Here is a 17,907-nt window from a genome sequence, read left to right as displayed (position 1 = left end):
ATGCCCTTGGCGTACAAGGCGATAATTTGCTCATCCAAGACGCCGGTGCGTGTCTGGTTCTTCTTGATGATTTGTGGCTCAAAGGTGCCGTTACGGTCTCTAGGAATGTCCAACTCGACCTTGGATTTATTGGTCTTAAGCGTCTTCTTGCTGTAACCGTTGCGGCTATTGCCGTCCGTTTTAGCGCCTCTGGCGTGTTTACTGTAGCCAAGGTGCTCCTCTAGCTCAGCGGCTAAGGCTGTCTCATACAGTTGTTTGCGCAGCTTGTCTGCGAGTGCTTCAATGCTATCACCATCGCTCGGCTTTAGGTCTAATTGCTTGATTAACGATTGAATGATGTCGTCGTCTTTAGTCATGTAACTTTCCATGTGAAATACTCCTATGAAGGATATCGGATTAAAGGAAGTTACACAAAATTATTTACAGGCTCTTGTTTCAGCGTGTTAACTAAACGAGTGGTCTGATCTTTGAGCATAGCGATTGTTGAGCCTTGCCGGCTAATATCTAGCTTACGCATAAATTCAGACTGATTTGAACCTAGATGCAACTCTGTTTTTTGCGTTTTAGTGGCTTCTGAACATATCCAAGTCAACAATAGACGAGGGTATGTTCCATATGGCAGCCCAATTTTAGGATCAGAAATAATATCTAACGTAAAGTTGCCGGTTTTACGTGTAAATGTTGAAGCTTCTAATTTGCTGTGAGGTAATGATATTTGAGCAAAATAACGGTTAACAAAACCACGCTCTAATTCAGCTAGCGATTGAGAATCTTTATTTTCTTGCTTAGTCATTATTTTCCTCTCTGAATTTTTTAATAATATTTTTGTATTTGATTTCTAAATACATCATTCGAGCCTCAGGGATACCATTTTTTCGCCAAGCGGATACGGATGGTTTTTTTACGTTAAATATATCCGCCACAACAGTAGTACCACCAAGTAAATCGATAAGTTTAGTGTGTGGATGGTTTTTTTTATAAGTCATATTTTATTTTGTTAGGTTGTAGATAAAAATATACCCATATGTTAGTTAAAACCAACCTTAAATTCAATAAAATTGTTAGTTTTCTCGAACCAGATAAGAACTAACATATACTTTTAGTTAGTTTTTTGAAGAGATATGAGGACTTTAAGTGAACGACTAGCATACGCATTAGAAAATGCTGGAATGAAACAAATAGAATTGGCTAGAGCCATTCATGTAAATCGCACATCGGTTAACGATTGGCTCAGTGGTAAAACTAAAAACATTCGTGGAGATACTCTATTAAAAATAGCTACAGTATTGGATGTAGACCCTTTATGGCTCTCTACAGGGAAAGGTAAACTAGTACCAAAATGGCCATTCCCCAATTTAAAACCTAGCGACTTTGAATGTTTACCCGACGATGTGATTACTGACTTAGAAGACATTATTAATTTACAAATTAAAAAATATTCAAGAGACAACCCAACAAAAAAAGTATCTTAATCAAAAAAAACTCATCTACAACTAATAAAGTGTTAGTTTGAATCAACACTTATTAATATTTGCTTGCTTAATTTGTTAGTTTGGACTAACATAAAGACATAGATTAATTTCTATCGTTCTTTAACAGCTTTGGTGAATAATCAGACAGCGGTCTGATGCACGCTTTGGCTACAACTTCTCGATAATACAAAATTATTCGATAACTTACGAAACAAGGGAATGTTGTAGAGAGCTGAGGGTTCATTGTCGGGCAGCCCTAAAACGAAATAGCCGTGTACGAAAAGTACAGAGCCGATTAAGAGTCCGCTCCGACGTGGTGGCTACGCAACCACCCCACCGAAATACGCTTGTTGTGATGGTGGACAATGATATTGTCGCTGAGACAGTATCAAAGGATAATCACGTGACGAAATGGCTAGGCCTCCCTGCTCTATATACATAGAAGACAGGATATCGAGGGAACGACTAGTGAAACGTCAATAATCAAGATGACCGGCCGGAACAGACGGCAGAAAAGAGACTGGACGCTATATGTGTTCCAGTCTGCTTTGGTAAATACTCTTATATAAAATAAGAGTATTGATTAAAGCAAACTACTGTGCAATATATAAAGGTACTTATGATTGAAAATGAAATCGGTCGAGGAGAAAGAGCGTCTTGGGGGAGCTTCCCCAGAGTTATTCGTAATGATGATTTAAATACACTTTCTAATCATTCGGAATATTTAGGTGCGAAAAGTGGTGATACTGAAGCAGCCATTAGTTTGATCTCAAAAACGTTAAAACAAGAGACGGTAGAGGAGTGCTTCAAGTTATTAAAGAAATGTTCTGATGTTATCTTAGTGCCAGTTTTAGCAAAAGAGGTTGCAGGGAATAATAAAATTCCTCTTGTTACAGCAAAGTTTTTAAGTGAATATTTAGAATTGCCATTTGTGGATAATATTGTTCAAAAAGAAAAAATTGGAAGAACTGGTAAAGGCGCAGACTATAGGCTAGCTTTTAATCCAACTTTTGAAGGATTTGTAGATAACTCAAAAGAATATTTTATTGTTGATGACACATTAACTATGGGGGGAACAATTGCCTCACTACATGGATATCTTAAAAATCGAGGTGCTAAAGTTGTTGGGGCAATGGTAATGACTGCGCATGTTGGTTCACTTGAGTTACCTATTAAACAATCAATGTATAATGATATTATTAATAAACACAGTGAAGAAATTAATCAATTTTGGAAGAAGGAGTTTGGATATGGAATTGAAAAGCTCACACAAGCAGAAGCAGGACATTTACGAGCGGCCAAGACTTTTGACCAGCTCAGAACTAGAATTATTGAAGCTAGATATGCGGGTGTCAGCCAACTTGTTGAGGGGAATGAAATTAGTAAAAAAACCTTTGAACAAAAGAAAAGTGAGCCTGAACAAGATATAGAACGATAGCAGCTTTATCTTTATACGAATCAAAACCGCCGGTTTAACTACTTGGCGGTTTTTTTTATGGAGATCAGCAGTTCATGTTTGACAAACCTGACTACTCACATCTTGCAAGAGACGCTGAGGTAACAATAGATGTAACAGCAGAAGAAGTAGCTGCAATTTTTTGGGCTTACGACCGTGGGTTTGACTCACTGGACGAAACATCCCGACAGAAACTAGATTCCGTTATCAACAAGCTCAAATATGAGCTGTGGCCGTAGAAAGAATCGGGATAAATGATTAGTTATATAGTTAACTTACAAGCCGCCTTTTAAAGGGTGGTTTTTTTATTTAAGGAAAATAATGAAACAGATTCATTTTGTATTACAAGGCAAAGGTGGTGTGGGCAAAAGCTTTGTCGCTTCACTACTCGCCCAATATTTAAAATCTACAGGCAATGAGGTGCATTGCTATGATACTGATCCAGTTAATCAGACCTTCAGTCGCTATAAAAAGCTGAAAGTTGAGATTGTTAAAATTTTGACTGAGCATAAAAGCATTGATGTATCGAAATTCGATGCGTTAATTGAAGATTTGCTGGAAAAAGACGGTGTGGCCGTGATTGATAACGGAGCTGCTACCTTTGTGCCGCTCATGTCTTACATTCGTGAAAGCGGTGTAATTGAGTTATTGAAGGAAAGTGGCGTGGATGTCGTGGTGCATGTACCGCTCCAAGCTGGCCAGGGTATCAAAGATACTGTTCAAGGTTTGCTGGAAGTGCTTGGAACCCTTCAGACAAACGTTGTCGTGTGGCTCAATCACTACTGGGGCCGCATTGAACTCAATAACAGTCCAGTCTTTGAGCAATCCAATGTGTACAAAGAAAACTCAGACCGAATTACAGCTGTAATCGAACTTGAAAATTATAATCCGGATACTTTCGGCAAAGACATTCAAGAGATGACTACAGCTCATCTTACTTTTGATGAGGTGCAGCAATCTGCACAATTTAAGCTAATGCCGAAGCAGCGCCTCAAGAGAGTCCAACGTGAAGTGTTTGACCAACTAGCTCAAAAGACGTTTTTTGAGCAAATCATGGAGAATCCAAATGGAGTTAAAAGTTAACAAACTTAAGTTTAAATGTTTGCTGCCAGTGGCAGCATTTTTTTTGGGCGGAGTAGCGCAAGCGCAAGAATTGCCGGAGGTGGATTTACTAACAGGTGATACTCGCCTGGCTTGTGAAGCAGTCTTGTGCTTATCCAGCGGTACTCGACCAGGAGAATGTGCGCCGGCATTAAGACGCTACTTTGGTATTACTGACCCACGGCCGCACAAAATGATTCAAAAGCGAATTAACTTTTTAAATATGTGTCCAGCAGCAAATGAACCGAATATGCCAGGCTTGGTCACTGCCATTGCCAACGGTGCAGGTCGTTGCGATGCGCAGCACTTAAACGCTTATAACCGAAAAAAAGTGGTTAAACGGGTTTGTACCCCATCATTCGGGATGTTTGGGGAATCAACGTGCAAAACTGAAGTAATTACAGTCGTTTCAGATCAAAAGCCAGCTTATTGTCGTGCATACGAGGGGCATGATTTTACGTTTGAAATTGAAACTCACTATGTAGGTACACCAACTACCGGTGGCCGATGGGTTGAGCCAAAAGACTATGATAAAGCGTTGCAAGAGTATAACGACAATTATCAATCAGAGAACAAAAACTCAAGAACAAAGGTTGAATACATTGACTATGACAAGTGGAGTGACGGACGGCGTTGATAATCGGCCGAGCCATGATGAGCAAGTAACAACTTTAACGCCGACGCAAATAGTTGAAGAAGTTTTTATGCTGACAAGGCAACGTATTGATGAGTCTGATCCAATCGTGGCCTTGCTTGTGTTTGTAGACCGACAGCTAGCCAGTCATCGCCAACTACTCAAAGAGTACGATCAAGGATTTTTTGGCCAGTTGGATGGCCGCTTAGCTGGACTCAATAAAACGTATGAGTCGCTATCTGCTTATCGAGAGATGGTGACCACAGAGTTATTGACAATCACAAAAAAAGAAACAGCACAAGAAGCTGAGAAACACGCTAAAGCAATCAAGGACACTCAGAATCGGCGTGATACGTTGATGATGGGAGCAATAGGTGGCTTATTCTTTCTTCAGCTACTGTTATTTATAGTTTTTATTTTCAAAGGTTAGCAATGAATATGAGAACGTTAAAAGCAGCTGCGGCTGCTTTTTTTATAACCTCTGGTGTAGCCCAGGCCGCTGAACCAGCTGCGCCGGTTAACTTCAATGAGCTTGCCAAACAATGCGCTTCAGGAGTGCATTACAACACGATGCAGGCGGTAGCTCGCACGGAAAGCGGTTTTAATCCGTATGCAATTGGTGTAGTAGGCGGTGCTATTAAGCAGCCCACTACTTTTTCTGAAGCGGTGGAGGCGGCTAGGCAACTGGACAAGGCCGGCCGCAACTTCAGTATGGGGTTAAGCCAGATTAACCGCTATAACCTAGCTAAATACGGATTGGATTATGAATCAGTCTTTGACCCATGTCTTAATTTAAAAGTAGGTGCTGAAATACTATCTGAATGTTTTGGTCGTGCATCCGGTAATGACCAGGAGGCACTGCAAAAAGCCTTGTCTTGTTATTACTCAGGTAACTTCAGGACAGGATTCACCCAAGATTTGGCTGGACAGCCAAGTTATGTGCAGCGAGTCATCGCTGCCGCCGGTAAGAATCATGATAGTCAGGTTATTAAGCAAGCAGAAACTAAGCCAGCGGTTGAGGCTAAACCAGTGATTCCTGAGCTTGATCCGAACACTTCTGCTCCGGTACAAGTCAAAGTAACAGCCAAACCAAGCAAACCTAAACCCAAAAAACCAGCTCAGGTTGTGGTAGCAGCTGCTTCTGAAACCAAAGAAAAAGCACCCTGGGATGCTTTTGGTGACTGGTAAACGCTTGAGGATATGAAATGAATAAGCAAGAGGATTATGCCCTTTCTATTAATGAAGTGGCTGAACTCTTAGGAGTCAGCTATTGGACGATTTACGCTAAGCGTCACGAATTAGGATTTAGACTGCCAGGTGGCCGTAAATGGTACATATGGCGCTCAGCACTTGATAATTTTGGAAAAAAGCGTAACAATGTATTCCGATTATCTGTGCTGGCAAGAGAGGATACTTCATGCCAATATACAGAAAAAACAGCAATCAGAATGCCATCTGGTGGATTGACATCAGGACACCAGGCGGCAAAAGAGTTAGACGATCTACTGGCACAAGGAACAAAAAAGAAGCCCAAGAGTACCACGACCGCTTAAAAGCTGAATTGTGGCGAGAAAATAAACTAGAAGATAAGCCTGATTATACGTTTGATGAGGCTGCTATCCAGGTTTTAAAGTTAGCGGTCAGTGAGCGAGATTATGCTGTAAAAACCAGGCACATTAGATACTGGCGCGACCACTTTGGTGGTAGAACATTAAGCTCTTTAACCGCAGAGGAAATTATTAATTGCTTGCCAACGCATCAGTTGCCAAAGCCCGGTGTCAAGGGAAACTTAAAGTTAAGCAAAGCTACTCAAAACCGCTATCTTTCAACCATGTCTAGGCTACTAAACTTGGCTTACAAAGATGGCAGGATTGACAGGTTACCTCACTTAACAAAGTTTAAAGAGGCCCCAGTGCGGGTTAGGTGGATCACTAGGGAGCAGGCTCAACTGCTGATTCAACAATTGAGTCAGCGCTGGATGAGAAATGCAGTAATTTTTGCATTATCAACAGGCGCTCGTGCAAATGAAATATTATCGCTTGAGTGGTCACAGGTTGATTTAAACGAAAAGGTTGCTTGGTTAACTGCTGACAAAACTAAATCAGGAAAGGCTAGACCCATTCCTTTGAATGACGATACCTGCGCTGTTTTAAAATCGTGTCAAGGTGATGATCCCCGTTGGGTCTTTGTAAGAGATTCAACGGGTCAAAATCCCAAAACGATTAACTATAAGTCGTTTAATGCCGCCACAAAAGCAGTTGGGCTGGATGATTTTCATTTTCATGACTTAAGGCATACTTGGGCCTCTTGGCATGTCCAAGCCGGAACGCCTTTATTTGTCCTGAAGGAAATGGGCGGATGGGAAACATTGGAAATGGTTAAAAAGTATGCCCACCTCAATGCTTCTCATCTGGCGGAATACTCATCTGCGGTCACCTTTTGGTCACCCCTAGACGATTTAGGGCAAAGAAAAAGCCACCTACAAATGGCTGTAAATGGCTAACTTACTGGCTTTCTAGTGGTCCCCCCAGCCGGACTTGAACCGGCGACCAAAGGATTATGAGTCCTCTGCTCTAACCAACTGAGCTACAGGGGGCTTTTGATACGTGCCTTAATCTAAAAAATCAAAGCACATCACTGGATGCATAGCAATTACGCTAAGCTGTTAATGATAGCTTAACTAGTTAATAAAATCAATTCACAATAGTCGCAACTTCAATTGCTATCTTTAACAAAAACGACTAGTATTAGTGATTAACTGGCTCATCCTCAATTTGTTCCTATCTTTTTGGTGTCGCTATGAGTTTAGCTTTGCGTCAATATCCCATGTGGGTTGGTATTCTGACCTTAGTGCTGTCAATTATCTCTTTATGCACCGGCACCTCATTTGCAAAAACACTCTTTTCAGAGGTCGGCGCAGTCGGAACAACGACCTTTAGGATTTTTTTCTCAGCCTGTATTTTATGGTTGATTTGGCGACCTTGGCGCATCCCCGTGACCCGCTCGGATTTAGCCACTATTGTGCCTTATGGTATCTGCATTGTGGGGATGAACCTCCCCTTTTATCTGGCACTACAAAGCTTACCCGTCGGTATCGCACTGGCGATTGAGTTTATTGGCCCCTTGAGTTTAGCTATTTATACGTCCAGAACACGTTTTGATTTTCTGTGGATTGCTTTTGCTGTCATCGGCCTATATCTGCTCCTTTGGCCAGATGCGGATTCGGAGCAATTAATCGCACTGGATTTAGTCGGTGTGATTTACGCTATTATTGCTGGGGCATTTTGGGCAGCCTATATCGTCTTTGGACAAAGAGCACGTCGTGTACATCCAGCGCATGTGACTGCCTATGGACTGACCATTGCTGCCATGATCATTTTGCCATTTGGTTTAATCAGCGGTGGTGCCAATATGTTTAATCCTAACCTCTTACTGTTCGGATTGAGCATTGCGGTGTTATCCAGCGCCCTACCCTATAGCTTAGAAGTCTTTGCGCTGCGGATTTTACCGGCCAAAACCTTTAGTATTATGCTGAGTTTGGAGCCTGCCGTGGGCGCATTAGCAGGCATCATTATCCTTGGCGAAGTGCTAGCAGCTAAGCAATGGCTCGCCATTTTACTAGTGGTCTGCGCTTCAGCAGGCTGCACGGCCACAGCGGTACGAAATAATCGCAAGGATAATACTAACAAAGCCGCCAATTAAGTAAAGCAGTAGCTCTACCGCGATATTAAATTTTAATATTAAACTATATGACTACATCACAGCGTCAATATCCCATGTCGCTAGGTGCGCTAGCGCTAGTACTATCGATATTTTCACTCTGCATCGGTAATTCGTTTGCAAAGGGATTATTCGAGGCTGCCGGCCCCGTGGGTGCTACCACCCTTAGACTATTGTTTTCCACCCTATTTATGATGCTGTTTTGGCGCCCTTGGCGCATTGCGCTAACCCGTTCAGATTTAGCGACAATTATCCCCTACGGTCTGTGCATGGTCGGCATGAACAGCACCTTTTATTTAGCCATTGACAGATTACCACTCGGGGTGACCTTAGCGATTCAATTTTCAGGGCCCTTGGCAGTTGCCGTCCTCTCTTCTCGTTCACGTATGGACTTTGTCTGGGTACTGCTGGCCTTGGCTGGACTTTATTTACTCTTGTGGCCAGGTCACGCAGCCAACGATACGCTAAAACTTGACTCCATCGGCGTGGTCTATGCCTTGGTTGCCGGTGCATTTTGGGGCATGTATATCCTCGTGGGGCGACGCGCACGTTTAATTCACCCAGGATTGATCACTTCCTATGGCTTTGCCACTGCCTCATTAATTATTTTGCCGATTGGGCTGATACAGAATGGTCCTCAACTAATTAATCCCACAGTATTATTATTCGGTCTAGGTATCGCCCTACTCTCTAGCACCATTCCTTTTACCTTAGAGATCTTCTCACTGCGGATTTTACCCATAAAAACCTTCAGTATCATGGTGAGTTTAGAACCGGCCGTGGGTGCGCTGACGGGGATTGTTATTTTGAATGAGTTCTTAGATTTGCGAGAATGGCTTGCGGTGATTTTGATTGTCAGTGCGGCAATTGGTACCACCGCTACCGCAGTACAGAGCGGCAGAAGAGAAAAACGCCGAGAACAAAAATAATCTTTGCTCTCGGCCTTAAGTATCATTAAGGGTACAAACCACGTACCTTGCGCTGCTCCAAAATACGCGTGCAAGCAATAATATAGGCTGCTGTGCGCATACTGACGCCGTGGTACTTGGCAGTTTCACGAATCGCACGGTAGGCCTCGCGCATCATCCGTTCCAGACGATGATTAATCTCGTCCACAGTCCAGAAAAAGCTGGAGAAGTCCTGTACCCACTCAAAATAACTAACGGTCACACCGCCTGCATTTGCCAGCACATCTGGCACGATAAAGACCCCCTTATCGCTCAGGATATCGTCAGCCGCTGGTGTGGTCGGACCATTAGCCCCTTCAACTAAAATTTTAGTGTTAACGCTATGCGCATTCTTCTCTGTTACTTGATTTTCCAAAGCGGCTGGGATCAACAAATCGGTCTCGGTCGCCCAAAATTCATCCACTGAAATCTCAGTTGCACCTTCAAAGCCCTTAATGCCGCCATGGTGTTCGACATGCTCAAGTAGCTTGTAAATATCAATGCCCTCTTCATTGGCCACGGTAGCCGTGTGATCTTGGAGTGCGATGACTTTGGCACCCGCTTCAAAAAATAAACGTGCCGCCGTGCCACCAACATTACCAAAGCCCTGTATCACAACTCGTGCACCCTGAAGGTCAATGCCTTGATCTCTCGCCGCTTCACAGGCAGCCACATACACACCACGCCCGGTCGCTTCCACTCGACCCAAACTACCGCCTAGCGCAATCGGCTTACCCGTGACGACGCCCGAGGTAGTATAGCCTTGGTTCATCGAAAAGGTATCCATCATCCATGCCATCACTTGTGGACCAGTGTTAACGTCCGGCGCGGGTATATCCTTTAACGGACCGATAATGCTACCAATTTCAGAAGTATAGCGACGGGTCACGCGTTCAAGCTCTTTTTGGGAATAATTACGGGGGTCGATCCGAATACCGCCTTTGGCACCACCAAAAGGTAGATCCACGGCAGCACATTTAATCGACATCCAGCCAGCTAAAGCCATCACCTCGGATAGATTCACATCCTGATGGAAACGCACTCCGCCCTTACCCGGACCACGGATGGTATTGTGCTGTACACGATAGCCTTCAAAATGCGCAAAGCTGCCATCATCTAGCTCAATCGGCACGTCCACCACCATAATGGTTTTAGGGCGTTTCAAGGTTTCAATCCATGGGGACAAACTGCCCATATAAGGGGCAATACGATCAATTTGCTCTAAAAAAATACCCCAAGCACCTAAATCATTCTGATTTAAATAAGAGGGTAATGCATGCTTAGGAACGCTTGACTGTTGATCCACAAGACTCTCCAATTAATTTAAACGTGATGTTAGTACAGTAACAGATTTGCTCACTAATTACACCCAAAATAAAAATCCCCGAACATTTGCTCGGGGACTTCTGTATCACATGATGCCGTAGTGACTATCTAGCCGAAATCGGTGTTACATCACGCTTAGCTGCACCAATGTAGATCTGACGTGGACGACCGATCTTATAATCAGGATCGCCAAGCATTTCATTCCATTGAGCAATCCAACCAACGGTACGCGCCAAGGCAAAGATTGCGGTAAAGAGTGACGTTGGGATACCGATAGCACGCTGAACAATACCAGAGTAGAAGTCTACGTTAGGGTATAGCTTACGCTCAACAAAGTACTCGTCCTCTAGTGCAATACGCTCTAGTTCCATCGCGAGTTTGAATAAAGGATCGTTTTCCAAACCTAAAGCGGACAGTACCTCTTTACACGTTTCTTGCATTAATTTCGCACGTGGATCGTAGTTTTTATACACACGATGACCGAAGCCCATGAGGCGCGCAGGATTATTTTTATCCTTGACCGCTTCCATAAACTGGCCAACTTTTTCAATACCGCCATTGGCTTGAATTTCTTCAAGCATGGTCAAGCAAGCCTCGTTCGCACCACCATGCGAAGGACCCCACAAGCACGCCACACCCGCAGCAATCGCTGCAAATGGGTTAGTACCTGAAGAACCGCAAAGTCTGACTGTTGAGGTAGATGCGTTTTGCTCGTGATCGGCATGAAGAATTAGGATACGGTCTAGCGCACGTTCAACCACCTCATTGACCTGATAATCTTCGCACGGCGTAGCAAACATTTGACGTAGGAAGTTACCACTATAAGATAAGTCGTTACGTGGGTAGATGTATGGCTCACCCTTGTTGTACTTATAGGCCATGGCAACCATCGTCGGCATTTTAGCAATTAAGCGAATCGCCGAAATCTCACGGTGACGCGGATTACTAATATCCGTTGAGTCGTGATAGAAAGCCGATAAAGCACCAACCAAACCAGTCAATACAGCCATCGGGTGAGCGTCACGACGGAAGCCGCGTAAGAAGAAATGCATTTGTTCATTAACCATATTATGACGGTTAATCGATACATCAAACTCCTTCTTCTGCTCCGCATTTGGTAGCTCGCCATGTAAGAGTAAATAGCAAACCTCTAAGAAGTCGCAATTTACAGCCAGCTGCTCGATCGGATAACCACGGTAGAGTAACTCACCCTTATCACCGTCAATGTAGGTGATTGATGAGCCGCAAGAGGCTGTCGACATAAAACCCGGGTCATAAGTAAACTTGCCGGTTTGACCGTACAACTTACGAATATCCATCACATCAGGGCCGATGGTCCCCTCATAAATCGGCAGTTCGATGGATGGCGAACCGTCTGAAAAGCTTAATGTGGCTTTTTTATCGGATAATTGCATCTTGATTTTTTCCTTTTAAATAAGCGCTTAGACAGCGATTAGGCCTTGCGAATCAAGTGAACAAGTCGGCATATATTATCAGTGTGGTAGTCGCCTTCAGGTTCTTTTTTGCCTAATAAAATGTCTAATAGCTGGTTGTCGTCTAACGTAAACAAGTGTGTTAGCGATAATACATCTTCATCACTTAATTGCTCTTCATAAAGATCAAGAAAGTTCGTAAGAATTAAATCGTTTTCCAATAAACCGCGCCGTGCACGCCAACGAAGGCGTGCACGGGCAAGTTCAACCTCTGATATGCTCATTCCTTGTACTCTAACAAGTCAGTGTACAGTCACTAAACTGTACGACGAACTAACATCTCTTTGATCTTACCAATGGCGCGAGTCGGATTTAGTCCCTTGGGACAGGCATCCACGCAGTTCATGATGGTATGACAACGGAACAAGCGGTATGGATCCTCAAGGTTATCCAAGCGCTCTGTGGTTGCTTCATCACGGCTATCAGCAAGCCAACGATAAGCTTGTAATAAACCTGCAGGACCCACAAACTTATCCGGATTCCACCAGAAAGAAGGACACGAAGTAGAGCAACAGGCACATAGAATACATTCATACAAGCCATCTAACTCTTCGCGAGCTTGTGGGCTTTGTAGGCGCTCTTTCTCTGGTGGTGGCGTATTATTCACAAGGTATGGACGTACTGAATGATACTGATTGAAGAAGTATGTCATATCAACAATCAGGTCACGGATCACCGGAAGACCCGGTAGCGGACGTAACACAATCGGCTCTTTTAAATCATTCAAGTTGGTAATACACGCCAAGGTGTTTTTACCATTCACGTTCATCGCATCAGAGCCACAAACACCCTCACGGCAAGAGCGACGAATTGAAATACTATCATCTACGTCATTTTTGATGCGTACAATAGCATCCAACAGCATTTTGTCAGTTGGTTTCAGCTCAACATCCAATTTCTGCATATATGGTCGCTCGTCCTTGTCCGGATCGTAGCGATAAATCTCAAATTTAACAATTCGTTTAGACATAATTTCAACCTATACCAATTAGAATGTACGTTTCTGAGGCTCAACTGTTTTAGCAGTTAAGGGTTTCATCTGAACCGGCTTATACTCTAAGCGACTGCCCTCTGAATACCATAAGGTGTGCTTTAACCAATTCACGTCATCACGCTCAGGATAGTCATTTAGGGCGTGAGCACCACGACTCTCAGTACGTGCAGCGGCTGATGTGATAGTAGCGCGCGCAACCTCAATCATGTTGGAAATCTCTAAGGCCTCTTGGCGAGCCATGTTAAAGACTTTGGATTTGTCTTTAAAGTAAATGTGATTAGCACGCTCGGCGATTTCTTCGATTTGCTCAACACCCTCATTAAGCAGCTTTAAGGTACGGAATACGCCACAGTGACTCTGCATCGAAATACGCATTGCATCACCTACTTCTTGCACCTTCTCACCGGAAGTACGGTTTTCAAGCTCACTTACACGTGCGATTGACTTATCAACTGCTTCTTTAGGTAGATCCTGGTGCGCTCTTTGCTTTTCTAAATGCTCAGACACTAAATGATTACCCGTGGCGCGACCAAACACGATTAAGTCAAGCAATGAGTTAGTACCTAAGCGGTTTGCACCATGTACCGAAACAGCTGCACACTCACCCACAGCGTAGAGGCCATTAATCACCTTATTCTCGCCGTTAACATAGTCTAATACCTGACCTTGAATATTGGTAGGGAGACCACCCATCTGATAGTGGATTGTTGGCACCACAGGGATAGGATCTTTAATCGGGTCAACGTTACCAAAGCGGATTGCAATTTCACGAATCGATGGTAGACGCTTATTAATCACGTCTGCCCCTAGGTGATCAAGCTTTAACAATACGTGATCAGCATTAGGACCACAGCCGCGACCCTCTTTAATTTCTTGGTCCATCGAACGTGAAACGAAGTCACGTGGCGCCAAGTCCTTAAGCGTCGGTGCATAACGCTCCATAAAGCGCTCACCGTCTTTGTTTAATAAAATACCGCCCTCACCGCGTACACCCTCGGTAATCAGTACACCGGCACCAGCGACACCGGTTGGGTGGAATTGCCAGAACTCTAAATCCTGTAAAGGAATACCGGCACGAGCCGCCATACCTAAACCGTCACCGGTATTAATAAAGGCGTTAGTCGAAGCAGCCCAAATACGGCCCGCACCACCCGTCGCTAATACGGTCGCCTTACCCTCTAAAATATAAATATCACCGGTTTCCATCTCAAGTGCTGTCACACCGAGTACATCACCGTCTTCGTTACGTAGTAAGTCTAAGGCCATCCACTCAACAAAGAACTGAGTGCGAGCCGCAACGTTACGCTGATATAAGGTGTGCAATAAGGCATGACCAGTACGGTCAGCTACGGCACAAGCACGTTGAACCGGCTTTTCACCATGATTCGCAGTGTGACCACCAAATGGACGCTGATAAATCGTACCGTCGGGGTTACGGTCAAATGGCATACCAAAGTGCTCTAACTCATACACCGCATTCGGTGCTTCACGGCAAAGGAACTCAATCGCATCCTGGTCACCTAACCAGTCGGAGCCCTTAACCGTATCATACATATGCCATTCCCAATGGTCCTCACTCATATTGCCAAGCGAAGCACTAACACCACCTTGAGCTGCCACCGTGTGCGAACGAGTCGGGAAAACTTTAGATAAAACAGCAACAGACAAGCCAGCCTGAGCTAATTGTAATGAACAGCGCATACCGGCACCACCGGCACCCACGACAACCACGTCAAATTGACGACGGGGTAAAGAAGAATGAATTGCAACCACGGCTTATAGACTCCAAAGAACACTAGCAAAATAAACGATCGAAGAGACTAACCACATCACAGTGAGTACCTGTAGCGCTAATCTAAGTTTGACACAGGTAATATAGTCCATCCAAATATCACGCACACCAACCCAGGCGTGATAAATCAGAGCAAAAAAGGCTAAGGATGTGGAGATCTTGCCGGCAGGAAAACCGCCAAACCAAGTAAAGGTAAATAGATTTACCCAAGAGTAATAATCAACTTTGGTAAAGAGAACTACTAATAAAAACAGAATTGAATACACGGCTAAGATAACCGCCGTCACACGCTGGATAATAAAATCCATCACGCCGTAACGAGCACCTACCGCACGACGTGTATGTCCATATTGTTCATAACGTTCCATTAGAGCACTCCAAACATTTTAATTGCAAAAATACAGGTCAATACTAAGCTGACTATCACCACAAGACGAGCACTCTTATGCGCTTCCGCTTTTTCTAAACCACGACCAAAATCTAAGGTTAAAAAGCGCACGCCGGCACAGAGGTGGTGCATAAAGCCCCATAACAACACTAATAAAATCAGCTTTAATAAAAAGCCACCAAAACCGCTACCCAACTCAGCAAAAGAGCCTGGTGAAGCCACGCTTGCTGCAAATAAAGGCACAAACACAATCGGCAACGCCAAGAACAAGAGCGCACCGCTGACACGATGCAAAATCGAGACCCTAGCAGCGAGCGGCTGCTTAAAGTCAACGGTAATATTCCTTACGCTGACATTGCGGAATTCGCGATAAGGCTTTTTTTGATTTTCAGACATAGTAAATTTACCCCTATCTTAGAAAGAAAATCGTTGAACCATGACAAATGGTATTAGTTAATAAAAATCTGTCCTACTAGTTTAAACTATTTCTGTAAAAGTAATCCTTAGTTAGATACATTCCTTTACGAATTTCTATCGGTTTGTCGCCATAAGTATAAGCGATCCGATTAATCGCTAACAGTGGATAGCCTTCTGGTACCTGGAGTAACTCAGAGACTTTGTCATTGGCAGCAACCGCATAAAGTTGCTCTTCGGCACGAATCATACTCACCCCAAACTCTGACTCAAAGAGTCCATATAAGGGCAAGCGCTTTTGTAAGGTGGCTAGATTAAGCGCTCTAAAACTATCCGCTGGCAAAATAATCTGCTCAAACACCACCGGCTTATCATCAAAGCGCATCACCCGGTCAATTTCAACCACTTCACTACCGGGCGGCAGTTCCAGCAAATCCAATTCAAGCTGATCTGCTTTACGAAAATCACAGGCCAAAAAATCGCTCACCGGCTTTTCTTTTTTCTCTTGACCATGACGACTTGCTAAGCGTAAAAAACGATAACGCACCTCATCCTCATGATGCGTCGCAACGAACGTCCCCTTGCCCTGGCGACGGATTAAGACACTCTCAGCAGATAATTCGTCAATGGCCTTACGGACCGTGCCCTGGCTAACTTGATACAGTGAGGCCAATTCAAGCTCACTCGGAATACTCTCGCCAGGCTTCCACTCCCCTGCTTTCAAGCTCTCTAAAATTAATTCCTTAATTTGCTTATACAGTGGAGAAAAAGCAGCACGTTGCCTAGCCGTAGCGACCGCCTTAGCGGTGCGGGATGATAGGGTCCGCGGACCACGTGGAGCAGCGACCCTCAAACTCTTACGCGAAGGGGGCTTACTGGTAAGATTAGACTGTAATTTACTCATAACTTTAAGAAAGATTTGTTGCCATATTATCGCATTAGTGACAAAGAAAGTCCATTCATCTATCTTATATAAGACATAAGACATAAGTCTACATTGACTCAAGCTAATTATTGATCTAAGCTTAACAAGATTTTTAAACGTTTCATTACATTTTCACATGTAATGCTGGAGTTACTACTATGTCAAAACCTGCTGTACGTGTTGCGGTCACAGGCGCCGCCGGCCAAATCGGCTATGCTCTTTTATTCCGTATTGCCTCGGGTGAAATGTTAGGTAAGGACCAACCGGTTATCCTTCAATTGCTTGAAATTCCCGATGAAAAAGCTCAAAACGCACTCAAAGGCGTGATGATGGAACTAGATGACTGCGCATTCCCGTTATTAGAGGGTATGACTGCTCACAGCGATCCTAAAGAGGCTTTTAAAGATGCACAAATTGCCTTATTAGTTGGTTCTCGCCCGCGCGGTCCAGGCATGGAGCGTGCTGATTTATTACAGATTAATGCCAAGATCTTTATTGAGCAAGGTAAAGCACTTAACGAGGTCGCCGATCGTAATGTTAAGGTATTAGTCGTGGGTAACCCTGCTAACACAAATGCCTATATTGCAATGAAGTCTGCACCTGATTTACCAGCCAAAAACTTCACTGCGATGCTACGTCTAGACCATAACCGTGCCTTAACTCAACTAGCGCAAAAATCTGGTAAAGCCGTTAAAGATATCCGTGATTTCGCTGTTTGGGGTAACCACTCTCCAACCATGTACCCTGACTACCGCTTTGCCACAGTTAATGGTGAGAGCTTAAAGGATCTCATTAACGACGAAGAATGGAATAAAAACGAGTTTATTCCTAAGGTTGGTAAGCGCGGTGCGGCGATTATTGAGGCTCGTGGCCTATCTTCAGCCGCTTCTGCCGCTAACGCCGCCATTGATCACATCCGTGACTGGGTCTTAGGCTCTAACGGTCAGTGGGTAACCATGGGTGTACCATCTGACGGTTCTTATGGTATCCCTGAGGGCATTATGTACGGTGTGCCAGTCATCTGTGAAAACGGAGAGTACAAGCGCGTTGAGGGTCTAGAAATTGACGAGACCTCACGTGCCTACATGGACAAGACACTTAACGAGCTTCTCGAAGAACGTGATGGTGTGGCTGATCTATTAAAATAATCGCAGTAGATTGTTTTAAATCAATTTAAGCAGCCTTATTCTGCTTAGTCCCTTTAAAAGCCATCCGTTCTTAATAGCACGGGTGGCTATTATTTTA

23 protein-coding genes and 1 tRNA gene are annotated in these 17,907 nt (G+C 44.0%); 12 read left to right on the top strand and 12 right to left on the bottom strand.

Annotated elements, in window-relative coordinates; translation table 11 throughout:
• From A3GA_RS11205 to A3GA_RS11200, 3 genes are all read right to left on the bottom strand, one after another.
• The coding region (locus A3GA_RS11205; protein WP_420835240.1) for a transposase at positions 1-356 on the bottom strand (356 nt) is incomplete at its 3' end.
• A gap of 50 nt (positions 357-406) precedes the next feature.
• A complete protein-coding gene (locus A3GA_RS0102500) occupies positions 407-793 on the bottom strand; it encodes a replication initiation protein (RefSeq protein ID WP_018025808.1) in 387 nt (128 codons plus the stop codon).
• Complete coding sequence (locus A3GA_RS11200; protein ID WP_018025807.1) at positions 786-986, bottom strand: helix-turn-helix domain-containing protein; 201 nt, start codon at positions 984-986, stop codon at positions 786-788. Before A3GA_RS11200 ends, A3GA_RS0102500 begins: the two co-directional genes overlap by 8 nt.
• 135 nt (positions 987-1,121) lie before the next feature.
• Between A3GA_RS11200 and A3GA_RS11195 the strand changes: the two genes are divergently transcribed.
• The 9 genes from A3GA_RS11195 to A3GA_RS0102455 all read left to right on the top strand — a co-directional run bounded on the left by A3GA_RS11195 (position 1,122) and on the right by A3GA_RS0102455 (position 7,166).
• Positions 1,122-1,472, top strand: a complete 351-nt coding sequence (locus A3GA_RS11195) for a helix-turn-helix domain-containing protein (protein WP_018025806.1) — start codon at positions 1,122-1,124, stop codon at positions 1,470-1,472.
• A gap of 619 nt (positions 1,473-2,091) precedes the next feature.
• On the top strand, positions 2,092-2,910 hold the full coding sequence (locus A3GA_RS11190) for a phosphoribosyltransferase (protein WP_146013032.1): 819 nt from the start codon (positions 2,092-2,094) through the stop codon (positions 2,908-2,910).
• Positions 2,911-2,984: 74 nt separating this feature from the next.
• Positions 2,985-3,167: a hypothetical protein gene (locus tag A3GA_RS0102480; protein WP_018025804.1), complete on the top strand. Its 183-nt coding sequence runs from the start codon at positions 2,985-2,987 to the stop codon at positions 3,165-3,167.
• Positions 3,168-3,249: 82 nt separating this feature from the next.
• Positions 3,250-4,011, top strand: a complete 762-nt coding sequence (locus A3GA_RS0102475) for a nucleotide-binding protein (RefSeq protein WP_018025803.1) — start codon at positions 3,250-3,252, stop codon at positions 4,009-4,011.
• Positions 3,995-4,666: a TrbM/KikA/MpfK family conjugal transfer protein gene (locus A3GA_RS11185; RefSeq protein ID WP_018025802.1), complete on the top strand. Its 672-nt coding sequence runs from the start codon at positions 3,995-3,997 to the stop codon at positions 4,664-4,666. The genes A3GA_RS0102475 and A3GA_RS11185 overlap by 17 nt, the downstream gene beginning before the upstream one ends.
• A complete protein-coding gene (locus A3GA_RS11180; protein WP_040613979.1) occupies positions 4,638-5,093 on the top strand; it encodes a hypothetical protein in 456 nt (151 codons plus the stop codon). Before A3GA_RS11185 ends, A3GA_RS11180 begins: the two co-directional genes overlap by 29 nt.
• Before the next feature lie 2 nt (positions 5,094-5,095).
• Positions 5,096-5,851, top strand: a complete 756-nt coding sequence (locus tag A3GA_RS11175) for a lytic transglycosylase domain-containing protein (protein WP_051052488.1) — start codon at positions 5,096-5,098, stop codon at positions 5,849-5,851.
• Between the two features lie 17 nt (positions 5,852-5,868).
• Positions 5,869-6,216, top strand: a complete 348-nt coding sequence (locus tag A3GA_RS12385) for a helix-turn-helix transcriptional regulator (RefSeq protein WP_081606586.1) — start codon at positions 5,869-5,871, stop codon at positions 6,214-6,216.
• Positions 6,217-6,224: 8 nt separating this feature from the next.
• Positions 6,225-7,166, top strand: coding sequence for a tyrosine-type recombinase/integrase (locus A3GA_RS0102455; RefSeq protein ID WP_244264036.1), 942 nt, complete (start codon positions 6,225-6,227; stop codon positions 7,164-7,166).
• Between the two features lie 16 nt (positions 7,167-7,182).
• Here the strand turns inward: A3GA_RS0102455 and A3GA_RS0102450 are convergent.
• Positions 7,183-7,259, bottom strand: a tRNA-Ile gene (locus A3GA_RS0102450).
• Positions 7,260-7,462: 203 nt separating this feature from the next.
• Here A3GA_RS0102450 and A3GA_RS0102445 point away from each other — a divergent pair.
• Positions 7,463-8,365: an EamA family transporter gene (locus A3GA_RS0102445; RefSeq protein ID WP_018025798.1), complete on the top strand. Its 903-nt coding sequence runs from the start codon at positions 7,463-7,465 to the stop codon at positions 8,363-8,365.
• Between the two features lie 47 nt (positions 8,366-8,412).
• Positions 8,413-9,312, top strand: a complete 900-nt coding sequence (locus A3GA_RS0102440) for an EamA family transporter (RefSeq protein WP_026156764.1) — start codon at positions 8,413-8,415, stop codon at positions 9,310-9,312.
• 25 nt (positions 9,313-9,337) lie between these two features.
• On the opposite strand, the gene A3GA_RS0102435 is transcribed toward A3GA_RS0102440, so the two are convergent.
• From A3GA_RS0102435 to A3GA_RS0102400, 8 genes are all read right to left on the bottom strand, one after another.
• Entirely contained in the window at positions 9,338-10,636 is a 1,299-nt protein-coding gene (locus A3GA_RS0102435; RefSeq protein WP_018025796.1) for a Glu/Leu/Phe/Val family dehydrogenase, read from the bottom strand.
• 124 nt (positions 10,637-10,760) lie between these two features.
• Positions 10,761-12,071, bottom strand: coding sequence for a citrate synthase (locus A3GA_RS0102430; protein WP_018025795.1), 1,311 nt, complete (start codon positions 12,069-12,071; stop codon positions 10,761-10,763).
• Positions 12,072-12,109: 38 nt separating this feature from the next.
• Complete coding sequence (locus A3GA_RS0102425; RefSeq protein WP_018025794.1) at positions 12,110-12,373, bottom strand: FAD assembly factor SdhE; 264 nt, start codon at positions 12,371-12,373, stop codon at positions 12,110-12,112.
• Positions 12,374-12,405: 32 nt separating this feature from the next.
• Positions 12,406-13,122 carry a succinate dehydrogenase iron-sulfur subunit gene (locus tag A3GA_RS0102420; RefSeq protein ID WP_026156762.1) on the bottom strand — a complete coding sequence of 239 codons (717 nt, stop codon included), beginning with the start codon at positions 13,120-13,122 and terminating at the stop codon, positions 12,406-12,408.
• Positions 13,123-13,137: 15 nt separating this feature from the next.
• The gene (sdhA, locus tag A3GA_RS0102415) at positions 13,138-14,916 is read right to left on the bottom strand and encodes a succinate dehydrogenase flavoprotein subunit (RefSeq protein WP_018025792.1); all 1,779 of its coding nucleotides are present in this window, start codon (positions 14,914-14,916) and stop codon (positions 13,138-13,140) included.
• A gap of 3 nt (positions 14,917-14,919) precedes the next feature.
• Positions 14,920-15,303: a succinate dehydrogenase, hydrophobic membrane anchor protein gene (gene sdhD / locus A3GA_RS0102410; protein WP_018025791.1), complete on the bottom strand. Its 384-nt coding sequence runs from the start codon at positions 15,301-15,303 to the stop codon at positions 14,920-14,922.
• A complete protein-coding gene (gene sdhC, locus A3GA_RS0102405) occupies positions 15,303-15,719 on the bottom strand; it encodes a succinate dehydrogenase, cytochrome b556 subunit (protein ID WP_018025790.1) in 417 nt (138 codons plus the stop codon). Before sdhC ends, sdhD begins: the two co-directional genes overlap by 1 nt.
• A 76-nt stretch (positions 15,720-15,795) precedes the next feature.
• Positions 15,796-16,641, bottom strand: a complete 846-nt coding sequence (locus tag A3GA_RS0102400; RefSeq protein ID WP_018025789.1) for a GntR family transcriptional regulator — start codon at positions 16,639-16,641, stop codon at positions 15,796-15,798.
• Positions 16,642-16,820: 179 nt separating this feature from the next.
• Between A3GA_RS0102400 and A3GA_RS0102395 the strand changes: the two genes are divergently transcribed.
• Positions 16,821-17,810, top strand: a complete 990-nt coding sequence (locus A3GA_RS0102395; protein ID WP_018025788.1) for a malate dehydrogenase — start codon at positions 16,821-16,823, stop codon at positions 17,808-17,810.
• The last annotated feature ends 97 nt before the right edge of the window (positions 17,811-17,907 follow it).

This window comes from Oligella urethralis DSM 7531 (genome assembly GCF_000372065.1).
GTDB lineage: Bacteria > Pseudomonadota > Gammaproteobacteria > Burkholderiales > Burkholderiaceae_B > Oligella > Oligella urethralis.
Note: the sequence above shows the minus strand (reverse complement) of the source record. Positions and strands in the feature narration are given on the sequence as shown.